The following is a 26,560-nucleotide window of genomic DNA, read 5'->3' on the forward strand; positions in this document are numbered from 1 at the left end:
GAGGCTCGGTGGCTGGCGATCTGTTGATCTTGGTTAAAGAGCAAAAGATCGCGAGCCAGCGCGCGCCTACCGCGGACGGTGTGACCTGAATTACGCCAAATGTTGCCGTTTATGGCAAACTTGGCGGCTATAACGACCTGACATGACTATTTTCTGCTGAACAGAACAAGAGGAACGACCGTGCATAACGTCGTCATCAGCGGCACCGGCCTGTATACCCCGGCCAACAGCATCTCCAACGAAGAGCTGGTGCAGTCTTTCAATACTTGGGTGCAGCAGTTCAACGCGGACAACGCCCAGGCGATCGAAGCCGGTGAAGTGCAGCCACTGGCTGAATCCAGCGCGGCTTTTATTGAAAAGGCGTCGGGCATTAAAAGCCGTTTCGTGATGGACAAGGACGGCATCCTTGACCCGCAGCGCATGCGCCCGCATTTGCCTGAACGCAGCAATGACGAACCGTCGGTGCTCTGCGAAATGGCCGTGGGCGCGGCCAGGCAGGCGCTGGAGCGTGCCGGCAAGACGGCCGCCGACATTGATGGCGTGATCGTGGCGTGTTCCAACCTGCAACGCCCGTACCCGGCCATTGCCATCGAAGTGCAACAGGCGCTGGGCATTCAAGGGTTTGGCTTTGACATGAACGTGGCTTGTTCGTCGGCCACCTTTGGCATTCAGACCGCCAGTAACAGCGTGCAGTTGGGCCAGGCCCGTGCGGTGCTGTTGATCAGCCCTGAAGTGTGCACCGGCCACCTGAACTTCCGTGACCGTGATAGCCACTTTATTTTTGGCGATGCCGCCACGGCGGTGGTGGTTGAGCGGGCTGACCTGGCGACGTCCGAACACCAGTTCGACGTGGTGAGCACCAAGTTGCTGACGACGTTCTCGAACAATATCCGCAACAACTTCGGCTTTTTGAATCGTGCATCAGACGAAAACCCGGACAGCGCCGACAAGCTCTTCGTACAGGAAGGCCGCAAAGTGTTCCGCGAAGTGTGCCCGATGGTGGCGGAGTTGATTGGCCAGCACCTGCAAGAAAACAGCATTGACGTGGCCGATGTGAAACGCTTCTGGCTGCACCAGGCCAACCTCAGCATGAACCATCTGATCGTGCGTAAATTGCTGGGCCGCGAAGCCTCGGTAGAAGAGGCACCGGTGATTCTGGACACCTACGCCAACACCAGCTCGGCGGGTTCGGTGATTGCCTTCCATACCTACCAGGATGACCTGCCGAGCGGCGCACTGGCCGTACTCAGCTCGTTCGGCGCGGGCTACTCGATTGGTAGCGTGATCCTGCGTAAACGCTAAGGGTTGGCGCGTGCGGTGCTCGATGGCTCACCCTCTTTGCCTCCTTTTAAAAGATCGCCAGCAAGCTGGCTCCTACCCACCAGCAGGAGCGAGCTCGCTCGCGATCTTTTGATCCTTTTACCGAGCCAGGCAGAGGGGGATTTATGGCAAACGCTGCTGATGAGCAGATGTTAAAGCGTTTGCTGGCCGGGGATGAGCAGGCTTTTCGGGAACTGGTCAGCACCTATCAAGGGGCCATGCGCGCGGTAGCCTTTGCGATTGTCGGCAGTCGGCATGCCGACGAAGCTGTGCAGGATGCCTGGCTGTCGGTGGTGCGCAATCTCGACCGTTTTGAAAGCCGCTCAAGCCTCAAGACCTGGCTGCTGACGATCACCGCCAATGCGGCGAAAAGCCGTTACACACACAACCGTCGTGAGGTGTTGCTCGACGATTTACCTTCCCCTCACGGCACGATTGACGATCAGCGTTTTGCCGCCGATGGCCACTGGCTGCTGGCCCCCACTGCCTGGCACCACGACACGCCCGAAGCCTTGCTCACTGAAGAAGAACTGCGTGACTGCCTGGAGCGCACGCTCGTGAGCCTGCCGGCCTTGCAAAGCAGTGTGCTGTTACTGCGCGAGCGTCATGGGCTGGCGCTGGAAGAGATCTGTAATGTTCTGCAGATATCGCTCTCTAATGCCAGGGTGCTGGTGCATCGCGCCCGGCTTAAAGTTTTTGCGACGGTGGAACATTTCGAGGAAACAGGCGAATGCTGACCTGTAAACAGTATGTGGCCTGCGCCAGCGATTATGTGGATGCACAGCTCACGTTCAATGAGCGCTTGCAAGCCCGCCATCATTGGCTGGTTTGTCCCGCCTGCCGGCGTTTTACCCGGCAATTGCGTTTAGTGGGGGCTGCGTTGAATACGTTGGCCGAGCCGCTGCCGGTTGAGCTGGACACGACGGTGGCGTTGATGTTGGGCGAGGTGTCGCGCCTTAAGTAGATGCAGACGCGATGGCTGTCGTCGGAGGATGTGAAGGGGGGCCGCCGACACCCACGCGCTGCGGGTGATGGGCAAAACGCTGAAGGGCTTCAGCGTTTTGCGTGTTGCATGAAGCGATTAGAACTTGGCTTCTACGTCCAGTTGCAGGGTGTTGGTCTTGGCATCTTTCTGCGTGGAGGTGGAGTAGTCGGCCTTGGTCAGGAAGTACGTCACGCCGACACCGAAGTTCTTGTCGATTTCGTAACCCACTTTGATCTTGTGACCGCGTGAGCCGGTAGTGCCGTTAGCGAAGTCAGAGTCAGTGAAGGCACCCACCACGGCGTTACGCTGAAGGTCGCGGTAGTTGTAGTCCAGGCTGAAGGCGTTGAGCTTGCTCTTGAAACCCACCAGCCAGGCGTCGTCCTGATCGCTGTCGGTGGCGGCGTTGTGCACGTATTGACCGTACAACGACAGGGGCAGCGGCAGGTTGGCGATGTCGACTTGACCGAAGCCTTCGTACAGACGGAACTCGCTGGTGCTGTTGCCGTTGACGGCCAGGGCGCACGGCGTGGTTTTGGTGCCGGTTGTCGGGCACTTGCTGTCTTCGTCGTTGTGGAAGCTGTAAACGCTACCGCCCAAGGTCACTTTCAGGCTGTCGGTCGGCGCAAAGCGCGTGCCCAACTGGCCTGCAAACATGCTCAGGTCATTTTTGAACTGCACGCCATCGCCGTTCACGTTGTCTTTAAGGGTGTAGTAGCCAGTGCTACCGAACACTTCGACGCCGCTGTTGCCCAGGTTGGTTTTGTAGCCTGCTGACAGACCTTCCGGGTTGATATCGCTATCCCAGATCACGTCGCCCATGTTGACCCACTGTTGGGGCATCTTGCCGCCAACCAGGCGCAGGTTCTTGATAGCGGTCGGGTGGTAGTCGAGGTAGGCCATGTCCAGCCACAGCTGCTTCTTGTCGAAGTAGTTGTCCAGGTCCTGGTTGGTGGAGCGCGCGTCGTCGCTGCCGCCGGTGGCGATACGGATGCCCGTGCTGACTTGCGGGTTCACTTCGGTGAAGGCACCCAGGCGAGCACGAATACGCTGGCGATCGCGGTTTTTGCCATCGGATTCGCCAGAGATTTTCACGGTTTCCTGACGAACCCGCACGTCACCTTTCAGTTCGGTTTTGGTGGCCCAGGCGACTTTCTGTTCAAAGGCGCTCAAGTCAGATTTCTTCACCTGATCAGCGGCCGCTTCTTGCTTGGCTTGCGTCTCGCTGGCGAGCTCGACTTGCAGCTCGGAGTATTGCGCTGGAGAAATGGAGCCGTTGGCTTTGAGCATTTCAAGCAGTTTGGCATCGACCGCAGCGCTGGCTGGAACGCTCATGGCCAAGACAAGGCCGCCACACAGTCCCGCCGCAACCCGTGTAGAAACAAGACGCATATGGATCTCCCAATGTGAGATGGCCCTAGCCACCCCAGGAACAATCGGCCCTTGAATGGGCTCGCAAATAAGGAGGTTTGAGTGTGTCGTTCGCGTGTTGGCAGACAAACCACTCATAACCCTGTCTTCTAAGAAGCGGCGCCAGTATCGCGGCTGGATATGACAGAAAAGTGGCAGGGTGATAGCAAAATGGTGACAGTTAACAAATGGCGTGTGGCTGTCGTCTGAGCGGGCGCAAAAAGGCTGGGTAGAGCGGTTTCATGAAATCTGTGCCGACCCGCAGCAAGCCTTGGGCGATGTCTCTGCTACCATCGCGGGCTCAATACTGCGCCCGGGGTCTTTCAATGCCATTACAGCGTCTGGACAGTGTGTCCGCGATCAGTGCCCCGCAATGGGATGCGCTGGTGCCCGTGGCCCAGCCTTTTGTGCGGCATGCTTTTCTCAGTGCGCTGGAGGACAGTGCCAGCCTGGGGCGCAACACCGGGTGGCAGCCTGAGCATCTGTTGCATTACGCCAACGGGCAACTGCTGGCGGCCTTGCCCAGTTACCGCAAATGGCATTCACAGGGTGAGTACGTGTTTGATCACGAATGGGCGAACGCTTGCGCCCGCGCGGGGATCGAGTATTACCCCAAACTCCTGACCGGTGTGCCTTTCAGCCCCGTGGCAGGCCCACGGTTATTGGCCGCCCGTGCTGACGATGGCTTGCAACTGTTGGCGGCCTTGCCCGGTTACCTGGAGGTCGAAGGGCTGTCCAGCGCGCACATCAATTTCACCGACGCGCTGGCGGATACGGCCTTGGCGCAGCAGCCCGACTGGTTGCAGCGCCTGGGTTGCCAGTTTCATTGGCAGAACCGCGGCTACCGCGACTTCCAGGATTTTCTCGACACATTGAGTTCACGCAAACGCAAGCAAATGCGCAAAGAGCGTGAGCAGGTGGCAGGGCAGGGGTTTGAGTTTGAATGGCTCGAAGGGCAATCCGTCAGCGAGGCGCAATGGGATTTCGTTTACGCCTGCTATGCCAACACGTACGCAGTACGTCGGCAACGGCCTTACCTGACGCGGGCATTTTTCAGCCTGCTGGCCGAACGCATGCCTGAGGCCATTCGCGTGGTCCTGGCCAAGCAAGGCACAACCCCCGTGGCTATGGCCTTTAGCTTGGTGGGCGGTGACACGCTGTACGGGCGCTATTGGGGCTGTTTGGGCGAATTTAACCAACTGCATTTCGAAACCTGTTTCTACCAGGGCATGGACGTGGCTATCGCTCAGGGCTTGCAACGTTTCGACGCCGGGGCACAAGGGGAGCATAAGTTGATACGCGGCTTTGAACCCGTGATCACGCGCTCCTGGCATTACTTGCGCCATCCGGGCTTGAAGGCGGCGGTGAGTGATTTTCTCGAACGCGAGCGCGTGGGTGTGTTGGCGTATGCCGAAGAGGCGAGGTCGGCGTTGCCGTACCGTCAGGCCTGAGCCTCGCCCAATCGTCGGTCAGTGGTCTTCCTTGCCCAGCCATCGATAGGCCAGGCCACCGATCGCGGCCCCCACCAAGGGCGCTAACCAGAACATCCACAGTTGCTCAATCGCCCAGCCGCCGACAATCAGCGCCGGCCCGGTGCTGCGGGCCGGGTTGACTGAGGTGTTGGTGACCGGGATTGAGATCAGGTGGATCAGCGTCAGCGCCAGCCCGATGGCGATGGGGGCCAGCCCGGCGGGTGCCCGCTTGTCGGTAGCCCCCAGGATGATCAGGATAAACATCGCCGTCATCACCACTTCACACACCAGCCCCGAGATCATCGTGTAACCGCCGGGTGAGTGTTCGCCATAACCGTTGGCAGCAAGACCGCTCGCGGCCAGGTCAAACCCTGGTTTGCCGCTGGCAATGAAGTACAGCAACGTGGCGGCAATGATGCCGCCCAGTACTTGCGCCACGATGTAGGCGGGCAGTTCCTTCGCGGGAAATCGCCCGCCCATCCAGAGCCCGAAGGACACGGCGGGGTTGAGGTGGCAACCGCTGATATGCCCGATGGCGAATGCCATGGTAAGAACGGTCAGGCCGAATGCCAGCGCGACGCCCAGCAGCCCAATGCCAACGTCAGGAAAAGCGGCGGCCAGTACAGCGCTGCCGCAACCGCCAAGTACCAACCAAAAAGTGCCTAACAACTCAGTAGCTGAACGTTTGAGCAAGTTCATTTAAGGTCCTGGATAGATAACTCTATCGATCAGTAAACACACGAATGCATCCTGCAGTTGACGACGGAATTCCTCCGAATTCTTTTTCAGTACAGCAGGCGAATGTGCTTTTTCCAGAGCCCAAAAAAAACGCCAGAGCCCTTTAAATACGGGGTCTGGCGATGTGTTTCAGGGGGGTTACAAGGGTGCTTTTTTTGAGTCAGTCCAGCCCGACAAATCCCCCCGTTTGATGCTGCCAGAGCCGCGCATACAACCCACCTTTTGCGAGCAGTTCGGCATGGGTGCCGGTCTCGGCCACCTGGCCGTTTTCGAGGACGACCAAACGGTCCATCCGGGCGATGGTCGACAGTCGGTGAGCGATGGCAATCACGGTTTTGCCTTGCATCAGGGTTTCGAGACTTTCCTGAATGGCTGACTCCACTTCCGAGTCCAGCGCGGAGGTGGCCTCGTCCATGATCAAAATGGGCGCGTTCTTGAGCAGCACCCGCGCGATGGCTATGCGCTGGCGCTGCCCGCCAGACAGCTTGACGCCGCGCTCGCCCACGTGAGCATCGAACCCGGTGCGCCCTTGGGCGTCGGACAAGCGAGGAATAAACTCATCGGCACGTGCTTTGCGCACGGCTTCCCACAGTTCTTCGTCGGTGGCGTCGGGTTTGCCGTACAACAGGTTATCGCGGATTGAACGGTGCAGCAGCGAGGTGTCCTGGGTGATCATTCCGATCTTTTCACGCAGGCTTTCTTGCGTCACCTCGGCAATATTTTGACCGTCTATCAGAATTTTCCCGTTTTGCAGGTCATAAAGACGTAACAGCAGGTTAACCAGGGTGGATTTGCCCGCGCCGGAAGGCCCGATCAGGCCGATTTTCTCACCCGGTTTGATTACCAGATTGAGGTCGCTGATGATCCCGCTGTGTTTGCCGTAATGAAACTCAACGTGTTCGAAACGAACTTCACCGCGGTGCACGTCCAGGCGTTTGGCGTGCTCGCGGTCGGTGACCGACAAGGGTTGGGCGATGGTTTGCAAACCGTCCTGAACCATGCCGATATTCTCGAAAATACCGTTGACCACCCACATGATCCAGCCGGACATATTGACGATACGGATCACCAGGCCTGTGGCCAGGGCAATGGCACCCACGGTGATCAGTGACTGGCTCCACAACCACAAGGCCAGGCCGCTGGTGGTCACAATCAGCAGGCCGTTGAGGGTGGTGATGGTCACATCCATGCTGGTGACGAGGCGGCTGGCCAGCCGGGTTTTTTCGGTTTGTTCGATGATGGCTTCACGCGCGTACTGCTGCTCAAACTGCGTGTGGGCAAACAGCTTGAGGGTGGTGATGTTGGTGTACCCGTCGACGATTCGGCCCATCAGTTTGGAGCGCGCGTCGGACGAAACCACCGACCGTTCCTTGATTCGGGGAACGAAGTAGTACAGCGCGCCGATGTAGAAGACGATCCAGGTCAGCAGCGGGATCATCAGCCGCCAGTCCGCCTCGGCAAACAGCACCAGCGAGGTGATGGCGTAGATGATCACATGCCACAGGGCATCGACCGCCTGCACCGCGGAGTCGCGCAACGAATTGCCGGTTTGCATGATGCGTTGGGCGATACGCCCGGCGAAATCGTTCTGAAAAAAATTGAGGCTTTGCTTGAGCACGTAGCTGTGGTTTTGCCAGCGAATCAGGCTGGTCATGCCGGGGCTCAGCGTCTGGTGCACCAGCAGGTCATGCAGGCCAAAGAACACGGGCCGGATGATCAGTGCGACCACCGCCATCCAGATTAGCTCGTTGCTGTGGAGCTTGAAAAAGTCGCTGTTGGGTGTGCCTTGGGTCAGGTCAATCAGCGTGCTCAGGTAGCTGAACAGCGAGACTTCGATCAGGGCCGCAATTAGGCCGACCACCAGCAACGCGCTAAAAATAGGCCATACCTGACGCAGGTAGTAAGCGTAAAACGCCCAGACGGTAGTCGGTGGGGAAGCGCTGGGAGGGTCGCGAAAAATATCGATCAGTTGTTCGAAGCGGCGATAAAGCATGGGCACGGGTACCCGCAGCGCGGGCTCTCCTTTAAGGGTGTGACCGGCTTGCGCCGGTCAACGTGTGTTGCATGACGCGGCCTTCAGTCCAGGCGTTTGGCAGACTTGATCATCACAGGATCCACCGGCACATTCTGCATGCCCTGTTTGGTGGTGGTTTGCGAGTTAACGATTTGATCGACCACGTCCATGCCGTTGACCACTTTGGCGAACACGGCATAACCGGCATCACGGCCCGGATCCAGGAATGCATTGTCAGCCACGTTGATAAAGAACTGGCTGGTGGCTGAGTTCGGGTTGGAGGTGCGGGCCATCGACAAGGTGCCACGCACATTGTGCAGGCCATTGCTGGCCTCGTTCTTGATCGGGTCGCGGGTAGGCTTTTGCGCCATCTGAGGGGTGAACCCGCCGCCTTGCACCATAAAGCCCGGGATCACACGGTGGAAAATGGTGTTGGTGTAGAAGCCGCTGTCGACGTAATCCAAAAAGTTTTTACTGCTGATCGGTGCCTTGACCGGGTCCAGTTCAATTTCAATTTTGCCGAAACTGGTGTCCAGCAAGACATGTGGAGCCTTGCTGGCGGCAGGCGTGGCCGCCATCAGGTTGGCAGCGAAGAACAGGGCACCGGCAGCGAGAGCGATTTTTTTCAGCATGGGTCATGGGTCCTGGAAAGTGAGGGCCGCTGCGCGGACGAACCCGCGCACGATGTATGAGGGGTAGGGCTGGCGAAGGTTTGCCAACGGTGAACCTTGGACAGGATATTAGTGATCGGTGTTCCTGCCCACTGTTGTAATTATTCCACCCTGTGTTCACGCTTGCAGAGGGGCCGCAAAAGGCGCATCCAGAGGCGCGGTATCAAAGGTGCGCAGCAACTCGGTCAGGATTTGCGTGGCAGGCCCCAGGGCTTTGTCCTTGTTGGCGTACAGGTAAAACTGGGGGTGACGGGTGCCGCCCTGATCCAGTGGCAGGGCTTTAAGTACGCCTTCTTTGAGTTCGCGCTCAATCATGTGCCGAGGCAGCCACGCAAAGCCCAGGCCACTGCCCACAAAAGCGGCCGCCGTGGCCAGGCTGCCGACGGTCCAGCGTTGCTCGGCTCCCAGCCAGCCCATGTCGCGGGGTTGCTGGCGGCCTGAATCGCGAATCACGACTTGCAATTGACTTTCCAGGTCCTGAAAGTGCAATTCGCGCTGTAAACGGTGCAGTGCATGGTCAGGGTGCGCCACTGCGACAAATTCCACCTGGCTCAGTTCGGTGCCCAAATACCCGGGGATATTGAAACTGCTGATGGCCAGGTCAGCGACGCCTTCGAGTAACACCTCTTCAACGCCGGACAACACCTCTTCACGCAGGCGCACGCGGCAGCCTCGGCTCTGCGGCATAAAGGCCGCCAGGGCGCGCACCAGCCGCGCATTGGGGTACGCGGCATCCACCACCAGGCGCACTTCGGCTTCCCAGCCCTGTTCCATATGATGGGCGAGGTCTTCGAGCTGGCTGGCCTGTTTGACCAGTTGCCGGGAGCGGCGCAGCAGTACGCCGCCCGCTTCCGTCAGCACGGCTTTACGCCCATCTATACGCAGCAAGGGCACGCCCAATTGGTCCTGCATGCGCGCCACGGTGTAACTGACAGAGGATTGCGAGCGATGCAGTATTTCTGCGGCTTGGGCGAAGCCGCCGTGGTCGACCACCGCCTGCAGGGTTCGCCATTGATCAAGGGTTACGCGGGGCGCTTTCACGGTGGGTTCCTCCGGGGTTTCAACGTATGGCCAGCAATCATCGCGATGATGGCACCATTAATAGCAATTATATCGATAGGTTGTAGCAATATTTTGCGCTTTTTTATCGAATCCTTGGCCTATAACCTTGTCGGCATTGCCCTACAGCCTTCACCGATGGAGATTACCTTCCATGTCCAACGTTCTGATCATTGAAAGCAGTGCCCGGCAACAGGGCTCGTTCTCGCGGCAGTTGACCCGCCAATTCATGGCTCAGTGGAAGACCCTTCACCCTGACGACCCAGTGAGTATTCGAGATCTTGCTGTCAACCCGGTACCGCACCTTGACGCTGATTTGTTGGGCGGCTGGATGAAACCGCAAGCGCAACGCAGCGTGGCTGAGCAGGCGTCGCTCAAGCGCTCCAACGAACTGACCGACGAACTGCTGGCTGCCGATGTGTTGGTGCTGGCCGCGCCGATGTACAACTTCGCGATTCCCAGCACCCTCAAAGCGTGGCTGGACCATGTTTTACGGGCCGGGGTGACGTTCAAATATACCGACACCGGGCCCCAAGGGCTGTTGGCCGAGAAGAAAGCTTACGTGCTGACGGCACGAGGGGGGCTCTACGCGGGTAGCACCCTTGACCATCAAGAGCCCTATTTGCGCCAGGTCTTGGCATTTATCGGCATTCACGACGTGACCTTCATTCATGCCGAAGGCCTGAACCTGGGGGATGAATTCCAGGAAAAGGGCCTTAATCAAGCCAGCGCCCGGCTCACTGAAGTGGCCTGAGACGTTAATCGACAGATAATCGGCCCATGGCTTAATCGTTCCACTGCTCCTTCAAGCAAGCGGTTCGCGCATCGAACCTCCCTTTGCACTCCCTTCTGAGTGCTCTCGCCCGATCAGCCCTTGCGCTGGATCGGGTTTTTTTTTGGCCGGGGTGCACAGGTTGATGGCGCAGCCCGATGCAAAACCGCTAAGGTCGCGTCCATTCTTGTGTTGGCGGGCCTTGTGCCGGTCAGCGGTCACGGTTTTCGGGCGAGACAGTTATGGGCTACTTGTTATTTGTGACACTGATTCAGGCGTTTTCTTTCAGCCTGATTGGTGAATACCTGGCCGGTCATGTCGACAGTTACTTTGCCGTGTTGGTCCGTGTGGTGCTGGCCGGGTTGGTGTTTATCCCGCTGACGCGCTGGCGCCAGGTCGAACCCGGGTTTATGCGCGGCATGCTGCTGATCGGTGCCTTACAGTTCGGCATTACCTATGTGTGCCTGTACTTGAGCTTTCGCGTGCTCACCGTGCCGGAAGTGCTGCTGTTTACCATTCTGACGCCGTTGCACGTGACGTTGATCGAGGATGCGCTTAACCGGCGTTTTAACCCTTGGGCGCTGGTGGCCGCGCTGGTGGCGGTGTCGGGTGCGGCGGTGATTCGTTTCGACAGCATCAGCCCGGATTTTTTCAAGGGCTTCCTGCTGCTGCAACTGGCCAACTTCACCTATGCCGCCGGTCAGGTGCTGTACAAGCATCTGGTGGCGCGCTACCCCAGCCCATTGCCGCATTATCGGCGTTTCGGGTTCTTCTACCTCGGCGCGCTGGTCGTGGTGTTGCCGGCTTTTCTGCTGTTTGGCAAAGCTCACTTTCTGCCGGATGCGCCGGTGCAGTGGGCGGTGTTGCTGTTTCTGGGCCTGGTCTCGACGGCGTTGGGCATGTATTGGTGGAACAAGGGCGCATGCCTGGTGAACGGCGGAACGTTGGCAGTGATGAACAATTTGCATGTGCCGCTCGGCTTGCTGGTCAACCTGCTGATCTGGAATCAGCATGAACCCTTGGGGCGTTTGTTCTTTGGCGGGCTGGTGATTCTGCTGGCCGTCTGGATCAGCCGGCTAGACCGCAGGGCTGTGACGGTCTAAGGTCATCCTCAGCAATCAATCGCCTAAAGGGAGAGCGGGAATGACAGTCAGGGTGTTGATCTTGCCGGGCTTGTCCGATTCAGGGGCTGAGCATTGGCAATCTCACTGGGAGCAGCGCTATAGCGGGCTCAAACGGGTCAAGCAGGACGATTGGGTAACCCCCGCCTGTGCAGACTGGGTGCAGAACCTGCAAAAGGCATTCAGCAAAAGCAATCGCCCCACGGTGTTGGTTGGCCACAGCCTGGCCTGCACCCTGATTGCCCGTTGGGCCCAGCAGTATCCGCAAGAGGCCCGGCAGGTTCGGGGCGCTTTACTGGTCGCCCCCAGTGATACCGAAGCTGACAGCTACCCCACGGGAACGTCAGGGTTCACGCCCATGCCGCTCGAGCCGTTGCCGTTTGACTCCATCACCGTGGCCAGCACCAACGACCCTTATGTCAGTGTCGCGCGTGCCACCCAGTTCAGCCAGGCGTGGGGCAGTGAACTGGTTTGGCTGGATAACGCAGGGCACATCAATGGCTCCAGCGGTATGGCCGCTTGGCCCAAAGGGATTGAGCTGCTGTTTGAGCTGACCGGAGACCCCCAGTTCAAATCTGCTTGAACGGCGCACCACTGCGTGAATAAAAAAGGCCCCCGGTGCGACACCGGGGGCCTTTCGTGTTTTGGTGGGCGGGGTTATTCCTGATGCACGATCAGCGGCGATTGGCTGTTATTCAGCAGGCCGTGGCGCAAGTCATTGCCGCTCGGCTGCTGATAAACGCTGAGCCCGAATTCGGGCAGTACCGAGAGCAGGTAATCGAAAATATCGCCCTGAATCTGCTCGTATTCGGCCCACACCGTCGTGCGCGTAAAGCAATACACCTCAAGGGGCACACCCTGAGGCGTGGTTTGCATTTGGCGCACCATGCACGTCATGTTGGGTTGAATGTCCGGGTGGCTCTTGAGGTAGGCCAGCGCGTAAGCGCGGAACGTGCCAATGTTGGTCATGCGCCGGCGATTGGCGGACAGTGCCGCAACGTTGCCCTGAGCCTCATTCCAGCTCTTGAGCTCGGCTTTTTTGCGTAGCAGGTAATCGGTCAGCAAGCGCACCTGTTCCAGGCGTTGTTCCTGCTCGTCGGTCAGGAAGCCGATGGCGGCTGCATCAATGTACAGGCTGCGCTTGATCCGCCGTCCGCCGGACTGCTGCATGCCGCGCCAGTTCTTGAACGATTCGGACATCAGCCGCCAGGTCGGAATCGACACGATGGTTTTGTCGAAGTTTTGTACCTTGACCGTGTGCAGGGTAATGTCAATCACGTCGCCATCGGCCCCCACCTGAGGCATTTCGATCCAGTCGCCGACGCGCAGCAGGTCGTTGCTGGTCAACTGCACGCTGGCCACAAAAGACAACAGCGTGTCTTTGTAAACCAGCAAAATGACCGCCGACATTGCGCCCAGACCCGACAGCAGCAGCATGGGCGAGCGGTCGATCAGCGTGGCCACGATGATGATGGCCGAAAACACATACAGCAACATTTTGGTGAGCTGTATGTAGCCCTTGATAGGCCGGGTTTTCGCGTAATTGGTGCGCGAGTAGATATCGAGCGAGGCATCCAGCAGCGCGCTGACGACGCGAGTCAGGACAAAAATGGTGATGGCCAGCGCGAGGTTACCCAGGAAGTGACGACCGTTGTCGCTCAGGTCTGGCACCAGGTTGCGGCCGAACTGCACGGTCAGCGAAGGCACCATCTGCGCCAGACGGTGGAACACCTTGTGCTCATGTAAATCGTTGAACCAGTGCAAGGCGGGCTGGCGCCCGAGCATTTTGGTCACGCGCAAAATGACCAGGCGGGCCACGTGGCCGGCGATCAGCGCGATGCTCACCAGTACGATCAGGCCGAGCAGGGCAGACAGCCAAGGATGATCGTCAAGGTTGGCCCACAGGGTCTGGAGTTGCACCCAGAGTTCTTGAATATCCATAAGAGAAAGCGTTATCCCAAAAATAAATGGTGCAGGGATTAGAGCATTTACCAGCGTTTAATGGGCCGCTGTAGGACTAAAGCCCTTAAAAAAACATTTGTTTCATGCCGTTCGTGCAAAGTCACTCGGCCTGCGCGCTCGAAACCGTTACTCTATGCCGCTGATTTTTTGCATTTCTTCGAGGTAGCACCCGTGTTTTCCGATTTCGCCCTGCACGAACGCCTGCTTAAAGCTGTGGCCGAGCTTAAATTTGTCGAGCCTACGCCTGTGCAAGCAGCGGCCATCCCGCTCGCGCTCGAAGGGCGTGACCTGCGGGTTACTGCTCAAACCGGGAGTGGCAAAACGGCCGCTTTCGTTCTGCCGATCCTCAATCGGCTGATTGGCCCGGCCAAAATCCGCGTCAGCATCAAGGCGTTGATCCTGTTGCCGACCCGCGAACTGGCCCAGCAGACGCTCAAGGAAGTCGAGCGCTTCTCGCAGTTTACGTTCATCAAGTCCGGCCTGATCACCGGCGGCGAAGACTTCAAGGTGCAGGCTGCCATGCTGCGCAAGGTGCCGGACATCCTCATCGGTACGCCGGGCCGCCTGCTGGAGCAACTCAATGCCGGCAACCTCGACTTGAAAGAAGTTGAAGTGCTGGTGCTCGACGAAGCCGACCGCATGCTCGACATGGGCTTCTCCGAAGACGTCCAGCGGTTGGTCGACGAGTGCCCGAACCGCCAACAAACCATGCTGTTCTCGGCCACCACAGGCGGTTCCGGCCTGCGTGACATGATCGGCAAGGTATTGACCAACCCCGAGCACTTGCAGCTCAACCAGGTCAGCCAACTGAACGCCACCACGCGCCAGCAGATCATCACGGCTGACCACAATCAGCACAAAGAGCAGATTGTTAACTGGTTGCTGGCCAACGAGACGTATCAAAAAGCCATTGTCTTCACCAACACCCGTGCCATGGCCGACCGTATCTACGGCCGTCTGGTGGCGCAGGAGTACAAGGCGTTTGTCTTGCACGGTGAGAAGGACCAGAAAGACCGCAAGCTGGCCATCGACCGCCTGAAGCAGGGCGGAGTGAAGATTCTGGTCGCCACTGACGTGGCAGCCCGTGGCCTGGATGTTGAAGGCCTGGACCTGGTCATCAACTTCGACATGCCCCGCAGCGGCGACGAATACGTTCACCGTATCGGGCGTACTGGCCGTGCCGGTAATGAAGGCCTGGCGATTTCGTTGATCTGTCACGGTGACTGGAACCTTATGTCCAGCATTGAGCGTTACTTGAAGCAGAGCTTTGAGCGCCGCGTGATCAAGGAAGTCAAAGGCACCTACGGCGGCCCTAAAAACGTCAAGGCGTCGGGCAAAGCGGTGGGTGTGAAGAAGAAAAAGACCGACGCCAAAGGCGCCAAGAAGAAGACCGGTGCCAAGGCCCCGACAAAGCGCAAAATCGCCAACCGCCCAAAGACCGACGCACTGTCGCTGGTCAGCAAAGACGGTATGGCACCGCTCAAACGCCGCAAGCCGCAAGCACCCGACGCTGAATAAAGCGAGAGTGTGAGGCAAAGAAACCCGGCTTAGGCCGGGTTTTTGCTGTCTGGCCCGTTAGTCTTGTTGCGCTGCCAGCAACCCGCCGACACGCAGGCACACCCTGTCAGCGCCGCTCGGCGCAAAGGCTTGATCTGGGGTTTGAAGGTGTAGCAGGAGGGCGTATTTGTGCGAGGAACGCGCGAGGCGCTTTACGAGAGCCCTAGCGCTTTGTAAGGCATGCAAAGCGCTTCAGGACCGGGTACTGCGAAGGGAATTACTTTTTGCCCAGCGTGATTTGCTTGGACGGGCCGAATGTCTGGCCGCTGACGCCTTTATCAATTTGCTGGATCTCGCCACCAGACTTCAAGAACGCGGCGATTTGCGCATTGATTGAGTCACTGGTTTCAACAGCGGGAGCTGGCTTGGCTTTACTGGCGGATGCTTTTACACGCATGGCGGCTATTGACCTGTAGAAAATAACTGAGCCAGCGATAATACCTGAAATACTTGACAATTGCTTGTTAAATATCCTTCGGAAAATTAAAGGGCGTATTGACAGTGAATACCCATAACACCGTTATTATTTTCTAACTCGCTGTTTTAATTCGAAACCTTGTGTCTGCGGCAATGATATTAAGGCCGCTTGGGGCCTGTCGCGATGCAGTGTCTGACTGACGAATGGTGCGCGGGGCGATGAGCAAAGCCCTGAAAAATCATGCCTTTCGCAGAATTTTTGTTTGGCGGTTGGCGCGGCCACAATTCAACCCCCTAAACTCGGGTAGAATGCCGCCCACGTAATGAGGGTATAGAACATGGCTTTAATTGGTCGCTACAACAGTTTGCAAGTGGTTAAACATACTCACTTTGGTTTGTATCTGGATGGCGGGGCTGACGGTGAAATACTGTTGCCCAATCGTTATATCCCCAAAGATATTCCGAGCGAAGATGAAGACTGGCTCAATGTCTTTGTTTATTTGGACAGCGATGACAAGTTAATTGCAACCACGGAAAAACCAAAAGTTCAGGTCGGCGAATTCGCCAGCCTGAAAGTGGTTGAAGTTAATAGTATTGGCGTCTTCCTCGACTGGGGGCTGCCCAAAGATTTACTGCTGCCTTACTCCGAAGAAAAGCGCCAGATGACCGCCGGCGAATACGTGGTGGTGCACGTCTATCTCGACAAGCACACGCGTCGTATCACCGCTACAGCTCGTCTGGACCGCTACCTGGACAAAACCCCGGCCAATTACCAGGTGGGCCAGGAAGTTGACTTGCTGGTGGCTGAGGCCACTGACATGGGCTTCAAGGCCGTGATCAACAACAAGCACTGGGGCTTGATTCACAAGAACGAAATCTTCAAGTTCATGCGCGCTGGCAAGCAGGAGAAGGGCTTCATCAAGGAAGTCCGTGCTGATGGCAAGATCAGCCTGAGCCTGCAGCCGGTCGGTCAGGAAGCGGCCAGCAGTTTGAATTCGAAGATTCTCAGTGCGCTGCGCGGTAATGACGGTGTGTTGGCGATCAGTGACAAAAGCTCGCCGGAAGCCATCAGCAACCTGTTTGGCGTGAGCAAGGGTAACTTTAAAAAAGCCATTGGCGCGCTGTACAAGGAAGGCAAGATTGCCATCCACGCGGACCGTATCGAACTGATCTGATCCGGCACTCAAGGGCTATAAAGTACGTGTTGTGAAAAGGAGCAGTGCATGTGCGGTTTTATGGGTCTTGAGTTGTTTCGGGTGACGAGATGAGTGTGTTGCGGCGACCAACGGATGCGTTTGCACTGCAAGTCATGCTGCTGCTTTGCCTGATATGGGGCGTGCAGCAGGTGGCAATCAAATGGGTGGCCGCTGACATTGCACCCGTCATGCAGGCAGCGATGCGCTCTGGCATATCAGCCCTGTTGGTGGGGCTGCTGGTGTGCTGGAAGGGCGGCTGGGACCAGGTGCCGACGACCTGGCGCGCCGGGCTGCTGGCGGGCAGCCTGTTTGGCCTGGAGTTCCTGTTGATTGCCAAAGGCCTGGAGCTGACCAGTGCGGCGCATATGTCGGTGTTTCTCTACACCGCCCCTATCTTTACGGCCCTGGGGGTGAACTGGTTGCTGCCCAGCGAGCGTTTGCGGCCGCTGCAATGGGTAGGCATCGCGCTGGCTTTTGTGGGAATTGCCTGCGCGTTTGCCGGCGGCATTTCCTTCGCCGATATGGATCGCGACATGTTGCTGGGGGATGCCTACGCCGTCATGGCCGGCATGGCCTGGGGTGCAACAACGGTGGTGGTGCGTGGCTCGAGGTTGTCCGAGGCCCCTGCGGCCTTGACGTTGTTTTACCAATTGCTCGTCGGTTTTGTCGGCCTGCTGATTATCGCTGCAATCAGTGGCCAGATCACTCAGGTGCACTTGACCACGGCAGCGGTGACCAGCGTGCTGTTTCAGGCGTTGGTGGTGTCGTTTTTCAGTTATCTGGTGTGGTTCTGGCTGCTCAAGCGTTACCTGGCCTCCAACCTCGCGGTGTTCTCGTTCATGACCCCGTTGTTCGGTGTGACGTTTGGGGTGCTTGTACTCAAAGAACCGCTGAGTTTCAACTTTGTCGTGGGCGCGGTGCTGGTGTTGCTGGGTATCACGTTTGTCAGTGCCGAACAGTGGATGCGCCGCAAGTTGCGCACGTTGCTGGGGGGTTGATGAACCGGGCAGCGGCCTGGCCATGCGTTGGCTGGTAGTAGTCAGGCAGTCGACAAGGCCGCGTCGCAAGGGGGGGCTGCAATGCCCCCACTTGCCAGCGTGCGAAACGGTCAGCGTACATCCCTTGCAACAACCTTTTTGTCGCTGCCACCACGTGGCCAATGCGCGGCATGGGCAGGGCGCACATCAGCCCTGAACGTATAGATAGCCCGGCAGTTGGGGGTGTGCGCGCGAGTAATGCGATGTGTTGTCAGACATTTTCAGGTTGCCGGGCAGACTAAAGTTCATTGACCTTAAGCAAGCATCTTGTAGGACTTAGGTCTATTATCTGTACGAAGCGACTACAGAACTCCCGTCGCCCGAGTGACCCCAAGGGGGAAATATGAAAGACAAACTGAAATCCTGGCTTCATGACCTCGGTGTGGCCCTTGGCCTGATCGAGCCGCCACTGCAACCGGTGCCGATCCCTGTCGAAGATCCGCGTCGTCGTCCGCAACGTCGCCGCTAGGCGTGCAGGTGCCCGTCGGGTCTTACTGCGCTGTGTCGGTGTCAGTAGGCGTCGTGTCACTGGCGCGTAGGACGCCGACCAAGGTGACCTGAAGCACTTGGCCGAGCACGGTAGGTTTTTGTTGGCTCACGCTTTATCCTGCGCGCTCTTTTCCAGAGCGTGAGTGTCTACTGTTATGCCTCGAGCCCAATGCCCTCGGTGCTTGCGCCCGCAAACGCACTGTTTGTGCTCTTTGATCCCCGCCTTGGACAGTCGTACACGCGTGCTTCTGTTGCAACACCCCAGTGAAGTCAATCATGCGTTGAACACCGCTAGGCTGGCCGCTTTGGGGCTGAGCAATGCTGAGTTGCGTGTGGGGGAAGTGTTTGAAGATCTGGCCGAGTGGCTTGAACAACCGGGGTATCAGGCGCGGCTGCTGTTTCCAGGGGACGATGCGCAACCTGTCAGCCGAAACGAGTCAAACAGCGAGTCTCACCCCCTTTTGCTGGTGGTGCCCGACGGTACTTGGCGCAAGGCGCGCAAGCTGCTGCACCTTAATCCGTTACTGGCACAGTTGTCTCGCATCACGCTGCCAGAGGGGGCGGTCTCGCGGTACCGATTGCGCAAAGCGCCGGGGCCAGGTGCATTGTCGACCCTGGAGGCGATTGTTCAGGCACTGGAAATCCTTGAAGCGCCGCGCAGCTATGCGCCACTTCTGCGCCCGTTTGAAGCGTTGATTAATGGGCAGATCGACGCGATGGGAGTCGAGACTTACCAGCGTAATCATGTCGATCGGCCGTAGCCTGGCAATCGTCAATCCAGAACTGGTGATGGCATAAAAACGCCCGCGTGCCTCAGGGCAATCAGGGTTTTTTCAGGGTTTTCTGGCGCAGGATGTAAACCGTGACCAGGACCGCGCTGGTCAGCATAAAACCCCGTGCCCATGGTAAAGGCACCAGGTAGCAGGACAGCCCGATGCTCAGCCACATCAAGCCAATGGCATACACTTTGGCCTTGAGCGGTATGCCGCTACCCGCCAGATAGTCGCGGATCCAGGGGCCTAGCCGAGGGTGCCCCACCAGCCATTGGTAGAAGCGCGGCGAACTGCGTGCAAAGCAGGTGGCAGCCAACAGCAGGAACGGGGTGGTGGGCAGTACGGGCAGGAAGATGCCAATCACCCCCAGCGCAACACTCAGCCAGCCGATGGCAAACAGTGTGTAACGCAGCAGCCGCGAACGGCTGCCAACGGGGGGCTGAACCACTGGATCAGTGGTGGCGGGGCTTGAGGATGGCCGGTTTTTCGTCAGGTGCCTGGCAGAGCAGGAACAAAGCGGTCAGCGCCTCGGGAATCTGGACGATCATGTCGTCCATCAAGTTGGCATCCTTGGCGATGTCTTCGAACTCGGGCTGGTCATCGAACAGGCCGGAACCGACCATGATCGGCAGCAGCATTTCGCTGACTTCTTCTTCGGCGGTTTCAAACCAGGCGGCTTCGCGCATGAACACGCCTTCCATAAAGCCAACACACCAGCCGCGCAGGTCGGAGTCGTCCGGCTCGTCACCCAGGTCGAGGTCGCAAGGCAGCTCGAACTCTTCATCGGACGCCAATTGGCGGGCGATATGGGCTTTGAGCTGAATGAGGGTGGCCTCGATCTCTTCGCGCTGGGCGTCGTTCTGATAGTGCGGCGGCTCGGAGAAGATCGCGTCGATCCATTCGCGCTCAGACACTTCTTCAGCGCAGATGGACAAGGCAGTCAGAAAGCCGTGGGTGGCGACATAGTCCAGCGCCTCGTCATGCAGCTCGTCGGCGTCGAGGAAGGCTTGCAGGCGGGTTAGTTGCTCAGCGAAGGACATTGGGACTACCTAGTAAATAAACAATACCGAATTCTAGGCTTTCTTGAGCGCTCAAGCCAGTCGCTGTATGTATTTGCCATCACTTCCCGGTGATCGGCAGATCAATCAGCAGGCCCTGTGCGGGAGAGCGCTCGGGTATACTCCCGCGTTTTGTGATGCCCTGCAGTCAATGCAGCGCTCCCGCGCGGTGTGCCAGAGCCTTTCAGCGGCTTTGTAGCCGCGCCGGGGCGCTTGCCGCAGGGGTGTTTCGGCGATTTCTGGAGTTTCTATGCTCGAACAGGCTCAACGCGTACTCAAAGACATCTTCGGCTACGACAGTTTCCGTGGTCGTCAGGGTGAGATTATTGAGCGCGTGGCCAATGGTGGTGACGCGCTGGTGCTGATGCCAACCGGGGGCGGCAAGTCCTTGTGCTTCCAGGTGCCTGCGCTGTTGCGTGAGGGCCTGGCGGTGGTCGTTTCACCGCTGATCGCCTTGATGGACGATCAGGTCGCCACCCTTGAAGAGCTCGGTGTGGCCGCGGCGTCCCTGAACTCGACGCTCAGTGCCGAACAGCAGCGCGACCTGGCCAGCCGTATCAAGCGCGGTGAGGTCAAAATGCTGTATCTGGCCCCGGAACGGCTGGTGCAGCCGCGCATGATGGCCTTTCTGCAGAGTCTGGACATCGCGCTGTTCGCCATCGATGAGGCGCATTGTGTATCCCAGTGGGGTCATGATTTCCGGCCCGAATACCTGCAATTGGGCCAGTTGGCCGAAATGTTTCCCCATGTGCCGCGCATTGCACTGACAGCCACGGCAGACAAGCGTACCCGTGAAGAAATTGTCACGCGCCTGCATTTGCAGAATGCCGAACGCTTTCTGTCGAGCTTTGACCGGCCCAATATTTTTTACCGCATCGTCCCCAAAGAGCAGCCGCGCAAGCAGTTGCTGGCGTTTTTGTCCGAACGCCGCAGTGACGCGGGCATTGTCTATTGCCTGTCACGTAAAAAGGTCGATGAGGTGGCACAGTTTCTCTGTGATCAAGGTTTCCCGGCTTTGCCATACCACGCGGGCCTCCCCAACGAAACTCGGGCCGCCAACCAGAAGCGCTTCCTTAATGAGGAGGGGCTGATCATGGTGGCGACCATTGCGTTTGGTATGGGAATCGACAAATCCAACGTGCGTTTCGTTGCGCACCTGGATCTGCCCAAGTCCCTTGAGGCCTATTACCAGGAAACCGGCCGCGCTGGCCGTGATGGTTTGCCGGCCGACGCGTGGATGGCCTACGGTCTGCAAGACGTCGTGATGCTCAAGCAAATGCTGCAAAACTCCGAAGGTGATGAGCGGCACAAGCGCCTGGAACACCACAAGCTCGACGCCATGCTGGCACTGTGCGAAGAAACCCGTTGCCGCCGTCAGACGCTGCTTGCCTACTTCGATGAAGACATGCCGCAACCTTGTGGTCATTGCGACAATTGCGTGGACGGCGTGCAAACCTGGGATGCCACCGAGCCGGCGCGGCAGGCGCTGTCAGCCATTTATCGTACCGGTCAGCGCTACGGCACCGGCCACTTGATCGATGTATTGCTGGGGCGTGAAAACGAAAAAGTCCGCAGCTTTGGCCATCAGCACTTGTCAGTCTTCGGGGTGGGCAAGGCCCGGGCCGAAGGCGAATGGCGCACGTTGTTCCGCCAGTTGGTGGCCCGTGGCCTGGCCGATATTGATATCGAAGGCTATGGCGGCTTGCGGCTGAGTGACAGTTGCCGCCCGTTGTTACGCGGTGAGGTGACTCTGGAACTGCGCCGTGAACTCAAACCGCAAACGTCGGTTAAAAGCAGTTCTGCCAGCCCGGCCAGCCAATTGGTGCGTGGCGAAGAGCGCGAGCAATGGGAAGCGCTGCGTGCGCTGCGCCGCAAGTTGGCCGAAGAACACGGCGTGCCGCCCTACGTTATTTTCCCCGACTCCACGTTGCTTGAAATGTTGCGCAGCCAACCGGCATCGTTGTCCGACATGGCCAAGGTCAGCGGTATTGGTGCGCGCAAGCTGGAGCGCTATGGCGAAGCGTTCCTCGAAGTCTTGGGCGGGCAGGCTGAAACGCCCAAAGTGGTGGCCGATATCCGTCACGAGCTGATCAGCCTGGCCCGTGCGGGCATGACGCCGCTGCAGATCGCCGGTCAATTGAACTGTACTGAAAAGAATGTTTACACAATGCTGGCCGAGGCTATCGGCCGTCAGGAGTTATCGCTGGATCAGGCGCTGGACTTGCCTGAAGAACTGATGGAAGAAGTTCAGGACGCCTTCCTGGACGGCGAAGGTGAGCTGCCAAGTGTGGCCAGCGTTGCCGAACAGTTCAAAGGCCGGGTGCCAGAAGGCGTCTTGTATTGCGTGCGCGCAGCCCTGCAATCCGAGTTTGAAATGTAGATATTTTTCACAATAAGCAAGCCTTGATTGACTTTAGGGTCTTGCCTATGAACAAGCTCCATGCTTAGCTGGCTAATAATTTTCTTTACTCTATTTCCGTCTAATCGTTGAGTTTTTTATGCCTTTAACCGATCAACATCGTTTTGGTATGCAACTGGCCCAAATGTCCCGTGGCTGGCGTGCCGAACTGGATCGTCGTCTTGCTGGCCTTGGTTTATCCCAGGCGCGCTGGTTGGTGCTGCTGCACCTGGCGCGTTTCGACGAGGCTCCCACCCAGCGTGAGCTGGCGCAAAGTGTCGGTGTCGAAGGCCCGACACTGGCGCGTTTACTCGACAGCCTGGAAGCGCAAGGGTTGGTTCAGCGGCACTCGGTGGTGGAAGATCGTCGCGCCAAGAAAATCGTGTTATGTGATACCGCCCGGCCCTTGATCGCACAAATTGAAGCCATCGCCACGGCCTTGCGCCAAGAGTTGTTTGTGGGGATTGATGAGGAAGAACAGCGCATTTGCCTGCGTGTTCACCGACGCATCCTGGATAACCTCGAAAAAAATTAATGCCCCCGCAGGAGGGGCCACCCGGTCTTCGCCGCCGCGCTGCCGCGCAAAGAACTGGGGGCCCTTGGAGCAAAAGCCAGATCAAAAAATCACGAGCAAGCTCGTTCCTACAGGCGTTCCCCGGTCGTACAGCGCTTTAGAACGTCTGCCCCAAATTCAGATACAGCGCCTTTTGATTGTCATCGTTAACGCCATAGCTGAAGTTGAGCGGGCCCAGCGGTGTGTCGAAGCCCAGGAAAATGCTCGCGGCATTGATATAGCCGCTGTCGAAGTCGTTGTCATTGTTCCAGGCGCGACCCCGTTCCAGCGATGCGCCGGCGTACAGCGGGAAATCAAACGGCAGGTATGAGCGCGGCGTCAGGCGGCGGTAGTAAACCGCACGCATGAGGCTGATGTTCTGACCCGAAAGAGCGTCTTGCCTGAAGCCTGATAGCTGCCGCGCGCCGCCCAGCAGGAAGCTCGACGTCACCACTTCAGCCTTGTCCAGGGTGCGCCCGTAGCGACCGCCCAGAATCCAGGTGTCAGGCCCTGAGCTCAGTGCTTTGTCCAGGTGCAATTCCCATTGGCGATAACGGTCATCCGAGCCCAGAGCCGGATCAAACTGGCGCACGCTCAGGCTGATGTCTTCCCCTGAGTGCGGGAAATAAACGTTATCTAGCGAGTCGAACGAGTATTTGAGGTCATAGAAGCCTTCGTTGAAGTTGATGCTCGGCAAATCGCGATCGCCAATTCGGACATCAGCTTTGCCCCAGGCTTCGCCTATGCCCAGACGGATCTCACCGTTGTTGCTGATTTGCCGGCCAAGGTTCAAGCCGAACCCGTAACGCTCCAGCCGGTACTCCGCGTAGGGGTCGTTATCCAGCACCGCTTCGACGTTCTGCGACTGAGCGTTGATATAAGGCGCGACAAAGTAGCGCGAGCCGGCATCCAGCGGCTGGTAGAACTCGCTGTACAGCTCTTGCTTATCGCCAATCTGCACCCGTGTCAGCCATTCGGCCCCAAGCGGGTTGATGCCGTTGATCCGGTAACTGGCCCCGAGGTTGAAGGCGCTGTCGCCGCGCATGTCATCCGACAGGTTGAGCCCCAGGCGCAGGTAGTCGGTGCCGCTGCGTTTGCCTCGGGCACTGATGATCAGCGTGTGTGCTTTGGCTTTGTGCGCCACGCGGTATTGCACCTGCTCGAAGTAGTCCAGCCCATACAAGGTGCCCATGTCCCGCTGCAGGCGCCCCAGGTCCAGCGGTTCACCCACGGGCTGGCGGATGTAATAGCGAATCACCGCGTCGTCGATTTTCGAATCGTTTTCAATTTTGATCGCGGTAATGACTGGGGTGCGCTCCTCTGGGGAGCGGGCATTATCGAGCTGTGTGTCAAGCGGGGTGCGCAGGCTGGCCAAGCGTTTGTCGAGGATCTGCGTGGCGCGGTAACCTGCGTTGATGATGTCTTGAGAGCGGCCAAAATCAGTGACGCCGAAGCTGGCCAGAGAGGGCTGGATCAGAATGTCGTCGGGCTTCAGTGAAGCCAGTTGCACCTCGGAGTTGCTGCGGGTCATCAGGGTGATGGACTGGTTGAGGATGTCGAACACGGTGTTGAGTTGTTTACGCCCTCGCAACGGGGTGCCGATGTCGACCACGATGAGCCTGTCCACGCCCATTTCCCGGGCCACGTCCACCGGAATATTGTCGACCATGCCGCCGTCGACCAGCAGTTGGCCGTTGATTTCGACCGGGGCAAACACCGCCGGAATCGACATGCTGGCGCGGATCACCTGGGGCAGGTGGCCTTTGCGGAACACCACTTTTTCACCGCTCACGATATCGGTGGCGACCGCTCGGAACGGCACCGGCAGTTTGTCGAAGTCACGGATATCACTGCTGTGGGCCAGCAGGCTTTCCAGCAGCAGCGACAGGTTCTGCCCTTGAATGACGCCCAGCGGCAGGCCCAGGCTGCCATCGTCGCGAAAACTGAGTTTTTGTTTGACCAGAAAGTCGCGGTCATCCTGTTTGCGCCGGAACGGGATGTCTTCACGGGCCGGCTCATCGGACAAGGCTTCTTGCCAGTCGATGCCCAGTGCGAGTTTTTCCAGTTCGTCGATTTTGTAGCCTGAGGCGTACAGGCCGCCAATCACCGCGCCCATGCTGGTGCCCGCGATGGCGTCCACGTGAATCCCTTGTTCTTCCAGCGCTTTGAGCACGCCAACGTGGGCCAGGCCCCGTGCCGCACCGCCGGACAGTACCAGGCCAACTTTAGGCTTCGCCGCCTCGGCTGCCAACAGCATCAGAGGGCAAAAACATAGAATCAGGCAACTGAGCAAACGACGCATCTTGGATCTCTGGGCAAGCGAGAAAGGCGGCTATTATAGCGGCGTCTTTTTTTTCAGAAGCGTTGAAATCATGTCGTCCAAACATCCAGAAGTGGTCATTACGTATTGCACTCAATGCCAGTGGCTGCTGCGCGCCGCGTGGCTGGCCCAAGAGCTGCTCAGTACCTTTGGTCAGGATTTGGGCCGGGTCTCGCTGGAGCCCGGCACCGGCGGCGTATTTCGTATCACCTGCGAGGGCGTGCAGATATGGGAGCGCAAAGCTGATGGCGGCTTTCCCGAGGCCAAGGTGCTGAAGCAGCGGGTGCGCGATCAAATCGACCCGCAGCGTGACCTGGGCCACAACGACCGGGTTCAGTGAGCCGCAGGCTCCAGCCTCGGTTTGCCCGGTGTGGGGCCGCTGGCCATGCGGCTCGACACCACAATGGCGACGATGATCAGCACGCCGCCCAGCAGCATGCGCAACGTTGGAGTCTCGTGAAACAGCAACCACGCCAGGGTGATGCCGTACACCGGTTCCAGGGCAAAGACCACGGCGGCCGTGCGCGCCTTGATTACAGCCAGGCTGGCGACGAACAGGCTATGGGCGACGGCGGTGCAGAACACCCCCAGCAAGCCGATCCACAGCCAGTCGAGCGGGCGTACCTCGCTCAGCCCCGGCGCGGCGAACGGCAGCAGGCACACGGCGACTACCGCGTTTTGCCACAAGGCCGCTTGCACCGGCGGAACGCGGCCGGCGTTGGCGCGGTTGTTCAGTGACAACAACGAGAAGGTCAGCCCCGAGGCAATGGACCACAGCAACCCTTCAGTGGCCTGGCTGGCCAGGTCGAAACTGGGCGTGACGAGGATCAGGCCCAGGCTCACCAGCGCCACCAGTACGACTTCATTGAGCCGAATGCGCTCACGGAAAAACAGCCCTTCCAGTATGACGGTAAAGGCCGGGAAGCTGGCGAAACCCAGGGTTGCGATGGCCACACCGGCTATTTTGACCGAGACAAAAAAGCTGACCCAATGCGCCGCCAGCAGCACGCCGCTCAGGAGCAGGTTGCGGGCATCGCGCAGGGTTAACCGATACCAGCGTGAGCGTTTGGCCAATGCCGCGAAGCAGGCCAGCGCCAGCACGGCGAAGCCCGCCCGGCCGAACACGATAATGGAGGCGGAGGCCGCGGCGAGTTTGCCGAAAACACCGGTCAGGCCGAACATCAGTGCGCCAATATGCAAGGCGCCCAAGGCGGTACGGGGAGTCATTGCAGTCCTTGAGT

Annotated in this window: 26 protein-coding genes; 15 read left to right on the forward strand and 11 right to left on the reverse strand. The window is 58.4% G+C overall.

The window, feature by feature from the left end; translation table 11 throughout:
- The first annotated feature begins 180 nt into the window (after positions 1-180).
- From Q1W15_RS18125 to Q1W15_RS18135, 3 genes are all read left to right on the forward strand, one after another.
- Positions 181-1,302, forward strand: a complete 1,122-nt coding sequence (locus tag Q1W15_RS18125) for a beta-ketoacyl-ACP synthase III (RefSeq protein ID WP_300730768.1) — start codon at positions 181-183, stop codon at positions 1,300-1,302.
- Positions 1,303-1,445: 143 nt separating this feature from the next.
- The gene (locus Q1W15_RS18130) at positions 1,446-2,057 is read left to right on the forward strand and encodes an RNA polymerase sigma factor (RefSeq protein ID WP_300730769.1); all 612 of its coding nucleotides are present in this window, start codon (positions 1,446-1,448) and stop codon (positions 2,055-2,057) included.
- On the forward strand, positions 2,051-2,284 hold the full coding sequence (locus Q1W15_RS18135) for a zf-HC2 domain-containing protein (protein ID WP_300730770.1): 234 nt from the start codon (positions 2,051-2,053) through the stop codon (positions 2,282-2,284). Before Q1W15_RS18130 ends, Q1W15_RS18135 begins: the two co-directional genes overlap by 7 nt.
- Before the next feature lie 117 nt (positions 2,285-2,401).
- Here Q1W15_RS18135 and Q1W15_RS18140 read toward each other — a convergent pair whose 3' ends face one another.
- A complete protein-coding gene (locus Q1W15_RS18140) occupies positions 2,402-3,694 on the reverse strand; it encodes a putative porin (protein ID WP_300730771.1) in 1,293 nt (430 codons plus the stop codon).
- 344 nt (positions 3,695-4,038) lie between these two features.
- On the opposite strand from Q1W15_RS18140, the gene Q1W15_RS18145 reads away from it, so the two are divergent.
- Complete coding sequence (locus Q1W15_RS18145) at positions 4,039-5,163, forward strand: GNAT family N-acetyltransferase (RefSeq protein ID WP_300730772.1); 1,125 nt, start codon at positions 4,039-4,041, stop codon at positions 5,161-5,163.
- 18 nt (positions 5,164-5,181) lie between these two features.
- Here the strand turns inward: Q1W15_RS18145 and aqpZ are convergent, their stop codons facing one another.
- From aqpZ to Q1W15_RS18165, 4 genes are all read right to left on the reverse strand, one after another.
- Positions 5,182-5,883 carry an aquaporin Z gene (gene aqpZ, locus Q1W15_RS18150; protein WP_300730773.1) on the reverse strand — a complete coding sequence of 234 codons (702 nt, stop codon included), beginning with the start codon at positions 5,881-5,883 and terminating at the stop codon, positions 5,182-5,184.
- 199 nt (positions 5,884-6,082) lie between these two features.
- Positions 6,083-7,915 carry an ABC transporter ATP-binding protein gene (locus Q1W15_RS18155; RefSeq protein ID WP_300730774.1) on the reverse strand — a complete coding sequence of 611 codons (1,833 nt, stop codon included), beginning with the start codon at positions 7,913-7,915 and terminating at the stop codon, positions 6,083-6,085.
- A gap of 83 nt (positions 7,916-7,998) precedes the next feature.
- Positions 7,999-8,568 (reverse strand): peptidylprolyl isomerase, encoded by a 570-nt coding sequence (locus Q1W15_RS18160; RefSeq protein ID WP_300730775.1) that lies wholly within the window; start codon positions 8,566-8,568, stop codon positions 7,999-8,001.
- 156 nt (positions 8,569-8,724) lie between these two features.
- Positions 8,725-9,648, reverse strand: coding sequence for a LysR family transcriptional regulator (locus tag Q1W15_RS18165; protein WP_300730776.1), 924 nt, complete (start codon positions 9,646-9,648; stop codon positions 8,725-8,727).
- Between the two features lie 172 nt (positions 9,649-9,820).
- Here Q1W15_RS18165 and Q1W15_RS18170 point away from each other — a divergent pair, with 172 nt between their 5' ends.
- The 3 genes from Q1W15_RS18170 to Q1W15_RS18180 all read left to right on the forward strand — a co-directional run bounded on the left by Q1W15_RS18170 (position 9,821) and on the right by Q1W15_RS18180 (position 12,142).
- A complete protein-coding gene (locus Q1W15_RS18170) occupies positions 9,821-10,420 on the forward strand; it encodes an FMN-dependent NADH-azoreductase (RefSeq protein ID WP_300730777.1) in 600 nt (199 codons plus the stop codon).
- Positions 10,421-10,680: 260 nt separating this feature from the next.
- Positions 10,681-11,541, forward strand: coding sequence for a carboxylate/amino acid/amine transporter (locus Q1W15_RS18175; protein ID WP_300730778.1), 861 nt, complete (start codon positions 10,681-10,683; stop codon positions 11,539-11,541).
- A 40-nt stretch (positions 11,542-11,581) separates the two neighbouring features.
- Complete coding sequence (locus Q1W15_RS18180) at positions 11,582-12,142, forward strand: alpha/beta hydrolase (RefSeq protein WP_300730779.1); 561 nt, start codon at positions 11,582-11,584, stop codon at positions 12,140-12,142.
- Between the two features lie 74 nt (positions 12,143-12,216).
- Here Q1W15_RS18180 and Q1W15_RS18185 read toward each other — a convergent pair whose 3' ends face one another.
- Complete coding sequence (locus tag Q1W15_RS18185) at positions 12,217-13,500, reverse strand: mechanosensitive ion channel family protein (protein WP_300730780.1); 1,284 nt, start codon at positions 13,498-13,500, stop codon at positions 12,217-12,219.
- Between the two features lie 192 nt (positions 13,501-13,692).
- Between Q1W15_RS18185 and Q1W15_RS18190 the strand changes: the two genes are divergently transcribed.
- On the forward strand, positions 13,693-15,039 hold the full coding sequence (locus Q1W15_RS18190; RefSeq protein WP_300730781.1) for a DEAD/DEAH box helicase: 1,347 nt from the start codon (positions 13,693-13,695) through the stop codon (positions 15,037-15,039).
- Positions 15,040-15,295: 256 nt separating this feature from the next.
- Here the strand turns inward: Q1W15_RS18190 and Q1W15_RS18195 are convergent, their stop codons facing one another.
- The gene (locus Q1W15_RS18195) at positions 15,296-15,475 is read right to left on the reverse strand and encodes a hypothetical protein (protein WP_019410559.1); all 180 of its coding nucleotides are present in this window, start codon (positions 15,473-15,475) and stop codon (positions 15,296-15,298) included.
- 358 nt (positions 15,476-15,833) lie between these two features.
- On the opposite strand from Q1W15_RS18195, the gene Q1W15_RS18200 reads away from it, so the two are divergent.
- The 4 genes from Q1W15_RS18200 (at position 15,834) to Q1W15_RS18215 (ending at position 18,978) form a co-directional block, all read left to right on the forward strand.
- Positions 15,834-16,670, forward strand: coding sequence for a S1-like domain-containing RNA-binding protein (locus tag Q1W15_RS18200; RefSeq protein WP_300730782.1), 837 nt, complete (start codon positions 15,834-15,836; stop codon positions 16,668-16,670).
- Between the two features lie 89 nt (positions 16,671-16,759).
- Positions 16,760-17,689, forward strand: a complete 930-nt coding sequence (locus Q1W15_RS18205; RefSeq protein ID WP_300730783.1) for a DMT family transporter — start codon at positions 16,760-16,762, stop codon at positions 17,687-17,689.
- 382 nt (positions 17,690-18,071) lie between these two features.
- Positions 18,072-18,197 (forward strand): PA1414 family protein, encoded by a 126-nt coding sequence (locus tag Q1W15_RS18210; RefSeq protein ID WP_300730784.1) that lies wholly within the window; start codon positions 18,072-18,074, stop codon positions 18,195-18,197.
- Positions 18,198-18,372: 175 nt separating this feature from the next.
- Positions 18,373-18,978 (forward strand): tRNA-uridine aminocarboxypropyltransferase, encoded by a 606-nt coding sequence (locus tag Q1W15_RS18215; protein WP_300730785.1) that lies wholly within the window; start codon positions 18,373-18,375, stop codon positions 18,976-18,978.
- A 61-nt stretch (positions 18,979-19,039) separates the two neighbouring features.
- Here the strand turns inward: Q1W15_RS18215 and Q1W15_RS18220 are convergent, their stop codons facing one another.
- Both Q1W15_RS18220 and Q1W15_RS18225 read right to left on the reverse strand, forming a co-directional pair.
- Positions 19,040-19,438, reverse strand: coding sequence for a YbaN family protein (locus Q1W15_RS18220; protein ID WP_300730786.1), 399 nt, complete (start codon positions 19,436-19,438; stop codon positions 19,040-19,042).
- Between the two features lie 4 nt (positions 19,439-19,442).
- Positions 19,443-20,030 (reverse strand): YecA family protein, encoded by a 588-nt coding sequence (locus Q1W15_RS18225; protein WP_300730787.1) that lies wholly within the window; start codon positions 20,028-20,030, stop codon positions 19,443-19,445.
- Between the two features lie 268 nt (positions 20,031-20,298).
- Here Q1W15_RS18225 and recQ point away from each other — a divergent pair, with 268 nt between their 5' ends.
- Positions 20,299-22,428, forward strand: a complete 2,130-nt coding sequence (gene recQ / locus Q1W15_RS18230; protein WP_300730788.1) for a DNA helicase RecQ — start codon at positions 20,299-20,301, stop codon at positions 22,426-22,428.
- Between the two features lie 118 nt (positions 22,429-22,546).
- Positions 22,547-22,981, forward strand: a complete 435-nt coding sequence (locus tag Q1W15_RS18235) for a MarR family transcriptional regulator (protein WP_300730789.1) — start codon at positions 22,547-22,549, stop codon at positions 22,979-22,981.
- Between the two features lie 136 nt (positions 22,982-23,117).
- Here Q1W15_RS18235 and Q1W15_RS18240 read toward each other — a convergent pair whose 3' ends face one another.
- Complete coding sequence (locus Q1W15_RS18240) at positions 23,118-25,301, reverse strand: patatin-like phospholipase family protein (protein ID WP_300730790.1); 2,184 nt, start codon at positions 25,299-25,301, stop codon at positions 23,118-23,120.
- Between the two features lie 70 nt (positions 25,302-25,371).
- Here Q1W15_RS18240 and Q1W15_RS18245 point away from each other — a divergent pair, with 70 nt between their 5' ends.
- Positions 25,372-25,659 carry a SelT/SelW/SelH family protein gene (locus Q1W15_RS18245; protein ID WP_300730791.1) on the forward strand — a complete coding sequence of 96 codons (288 nt, stop codon included), beginning with the start codon at positions 25,372-25,374 and terminating at the stop codon, positions 25,657-25,659.
- On the opposite strand, the gene Q1W15_RS18250 is transcribed toward Q1W15_RS18245, so the two are convergent.
- Positions 25,653-26,546: an EamA family transporter gene (locus Q1W15_RS18250; RefSeq protein WP_300730792.1), complete on the reverse strand. Its 894-nt coding sequence runs from the start codon at positions 26,544-26,546 to the stop codon at positions 25,653-25,655. The two genes, Q1W15_RS18245 and Q1W15_RS18250, sit on opposite strands and share 7 nt — an antisense overlap.
- Between the last annotated feature and the right edge of the window lie 14 nt (positions 26,547-26,560).

It is taken from the genome of Pseudomonas sp., from assembly GCF_030150285.1.
Taxonomy (GTDB): domain Bacteria; phylum Pseudomonadota; class Gammaproteobacteria; order Pseudomonadales; family Pseudomonadaceae; genus Aquipseudomonas.

Bases quoted from the DNA above. Each gene is read 5' to 3' on its own strand.
- Q1W15_RS18130 (WP_300730769.1), top strand. From the start codon at position 1,446: ATGGCAAACGCTGCTGATGAGCAGATGTTAAAGCGTTTGCTGGCCGGG.
- Q1W15_RS18135 (WP_300730770.1), top strand. From the start codon at position 2,051: ATGCTGACCTGTAAACAGTATGTGGCCTGCGCCAGCGATTATGTGGAT.
- Q1W15_RS18140 (WP_300730771.1), bottom strand. From the start codon at position 3,694: ATGCGTCTTGTTTCTACACGGGTTGCGGCGGGACTGTGTGGCGGCCTT.
- Q1W15_RS18145 (WP_300730772.1), top strand. From the start codon at position 4,039: ATGCCATTACAGCGTCTGGACAGTGTGTCCGCGATCAGTGCCCCGCAA.
- aqpZ (WP_300730773.1), bottom strand. From the start codon at position 5,883: ATGAACTTGCTCAAACGTTCAGCTACTGAGTTGTTAGGCACTTTTTGG.
- Q1W15_RS18155 (WP_300730774.1), bottom strand. From the start codon at position 7,915: ATGCTTTATCGCCGCTTCGAACAACTGATCGATATTTTTCGCGACCCT.
- Q1W15_RS18160 (WP_300730775.1), bottom strand. From the start codon at position 8,568: ATGCTGAAAAAAATCGCTCTCGCTGCCGGTGCCCTGTTCTTCGCTGCC.
- Q1W15_RS18170 (WP_300730777.1), top strand. From the start codon at position 9,821: ATGTCCAACGTTCTGATCATTGAAAGCAGTGCCCGGCAACAGGGCTCG.
- Q1W15_RS18175 (WP_300730778.1), top strand. From the start codon at position 10,681: ATGGGCTACTTGTTATTTGTGACACTGATTCAGGCGTTTTCTTTCAGC.
- Q1W15_RS18180 (WP_300730779.1), top strand. From the start codon at position 11,582: ATGACAGTCAGGGTGTTGATCTTGCCGGGCTTGTCCGATTCAGGGGCT.
- Q1W15_RS18185 (WP_300730780.1), bottom strand. From the start codon at position 13,500: ATGGATATTCAAGAACTCTGGGTGCAACTCCAGACCCTGTGGGCCAAC.
- Q1W15_RS18195 (WP_019410559.1), bottom strand. From the start codon at position 15,475: ATGCGTGTAAAAGCATCCGCCAGTAAAGCCAAGCCAGCTCCCGCTGTT.
- Q1W15_RS18200 (WP_300730782.1), top strand. From the start codon at position 15,834: ATGGCTTTAATTGGTCGCTACAACAGTTTGCAAGTGGTTAAACATACT.
- Q1W15_RS18205 (WP_300730783.1), top strand. From the start codon at position 16,760: ATGAGTGTGTTGCGGCGACCAACGGATGCGTTTGCACTGCAAGTCATG.
- Q1W15_RS18210 (WP_300730784.1), top strand. From the start codon at position 18,072: ATGAAAGACAAACTGAAATCCTGGCTTCATGACCTCGGTGTGGCCCTT.
- Q1W15_RS18215 (WP_300730785.1), top strand. From the start codon at position 18,373: ATGCCTCGAGCCCAATGCCCTCGGTGCTTGCGCCCGCAAACGCACTGT.
- Q1W15_RS18225 (WP_300730787.1), bottom strand. From the start codon at position 20,030: ATGTCCTTCGCTGAGCAACTAACCCGCCTGCAAGCCTTCCTCGACGCC.
- recQ (WP_300730788.1), top strand. From the start codon at position 20,299: ATGCTCGAACAGGCTCAACGCGTACTCAAAGACATCTTCGGCTACGAC.
- Q1W15_RS18235 (WP_300730789.1), top strand. From the start codon at position 22,547: ATGCCTTTAACCGATCAACATCGTTTTGGTATGCAACTGGCCCAAATG.
- Q1W15_RS18240 (WP_300730790.1), bottom strand. From the start codon at position 25,301: ATGCGTCGTTTGCTCAGTTGCCTGATTCTATGTTTTTGCCCTCTGATG.
- Q1W15_RS18245 (WP_300730791.1), top strand. From the start codon at position 25,372: ATGTCGTCCAAACATCCAGAAGTGGTCATTACGTATTGCACTCAATGC.
- Q1W15_RS18250 (WP_300730792.1), bottom strand. From the start codon at position 26,546: ATGACTCCCCGTACCGCCTTGGGCGCCTTGCATATTGGCGCACTGATG.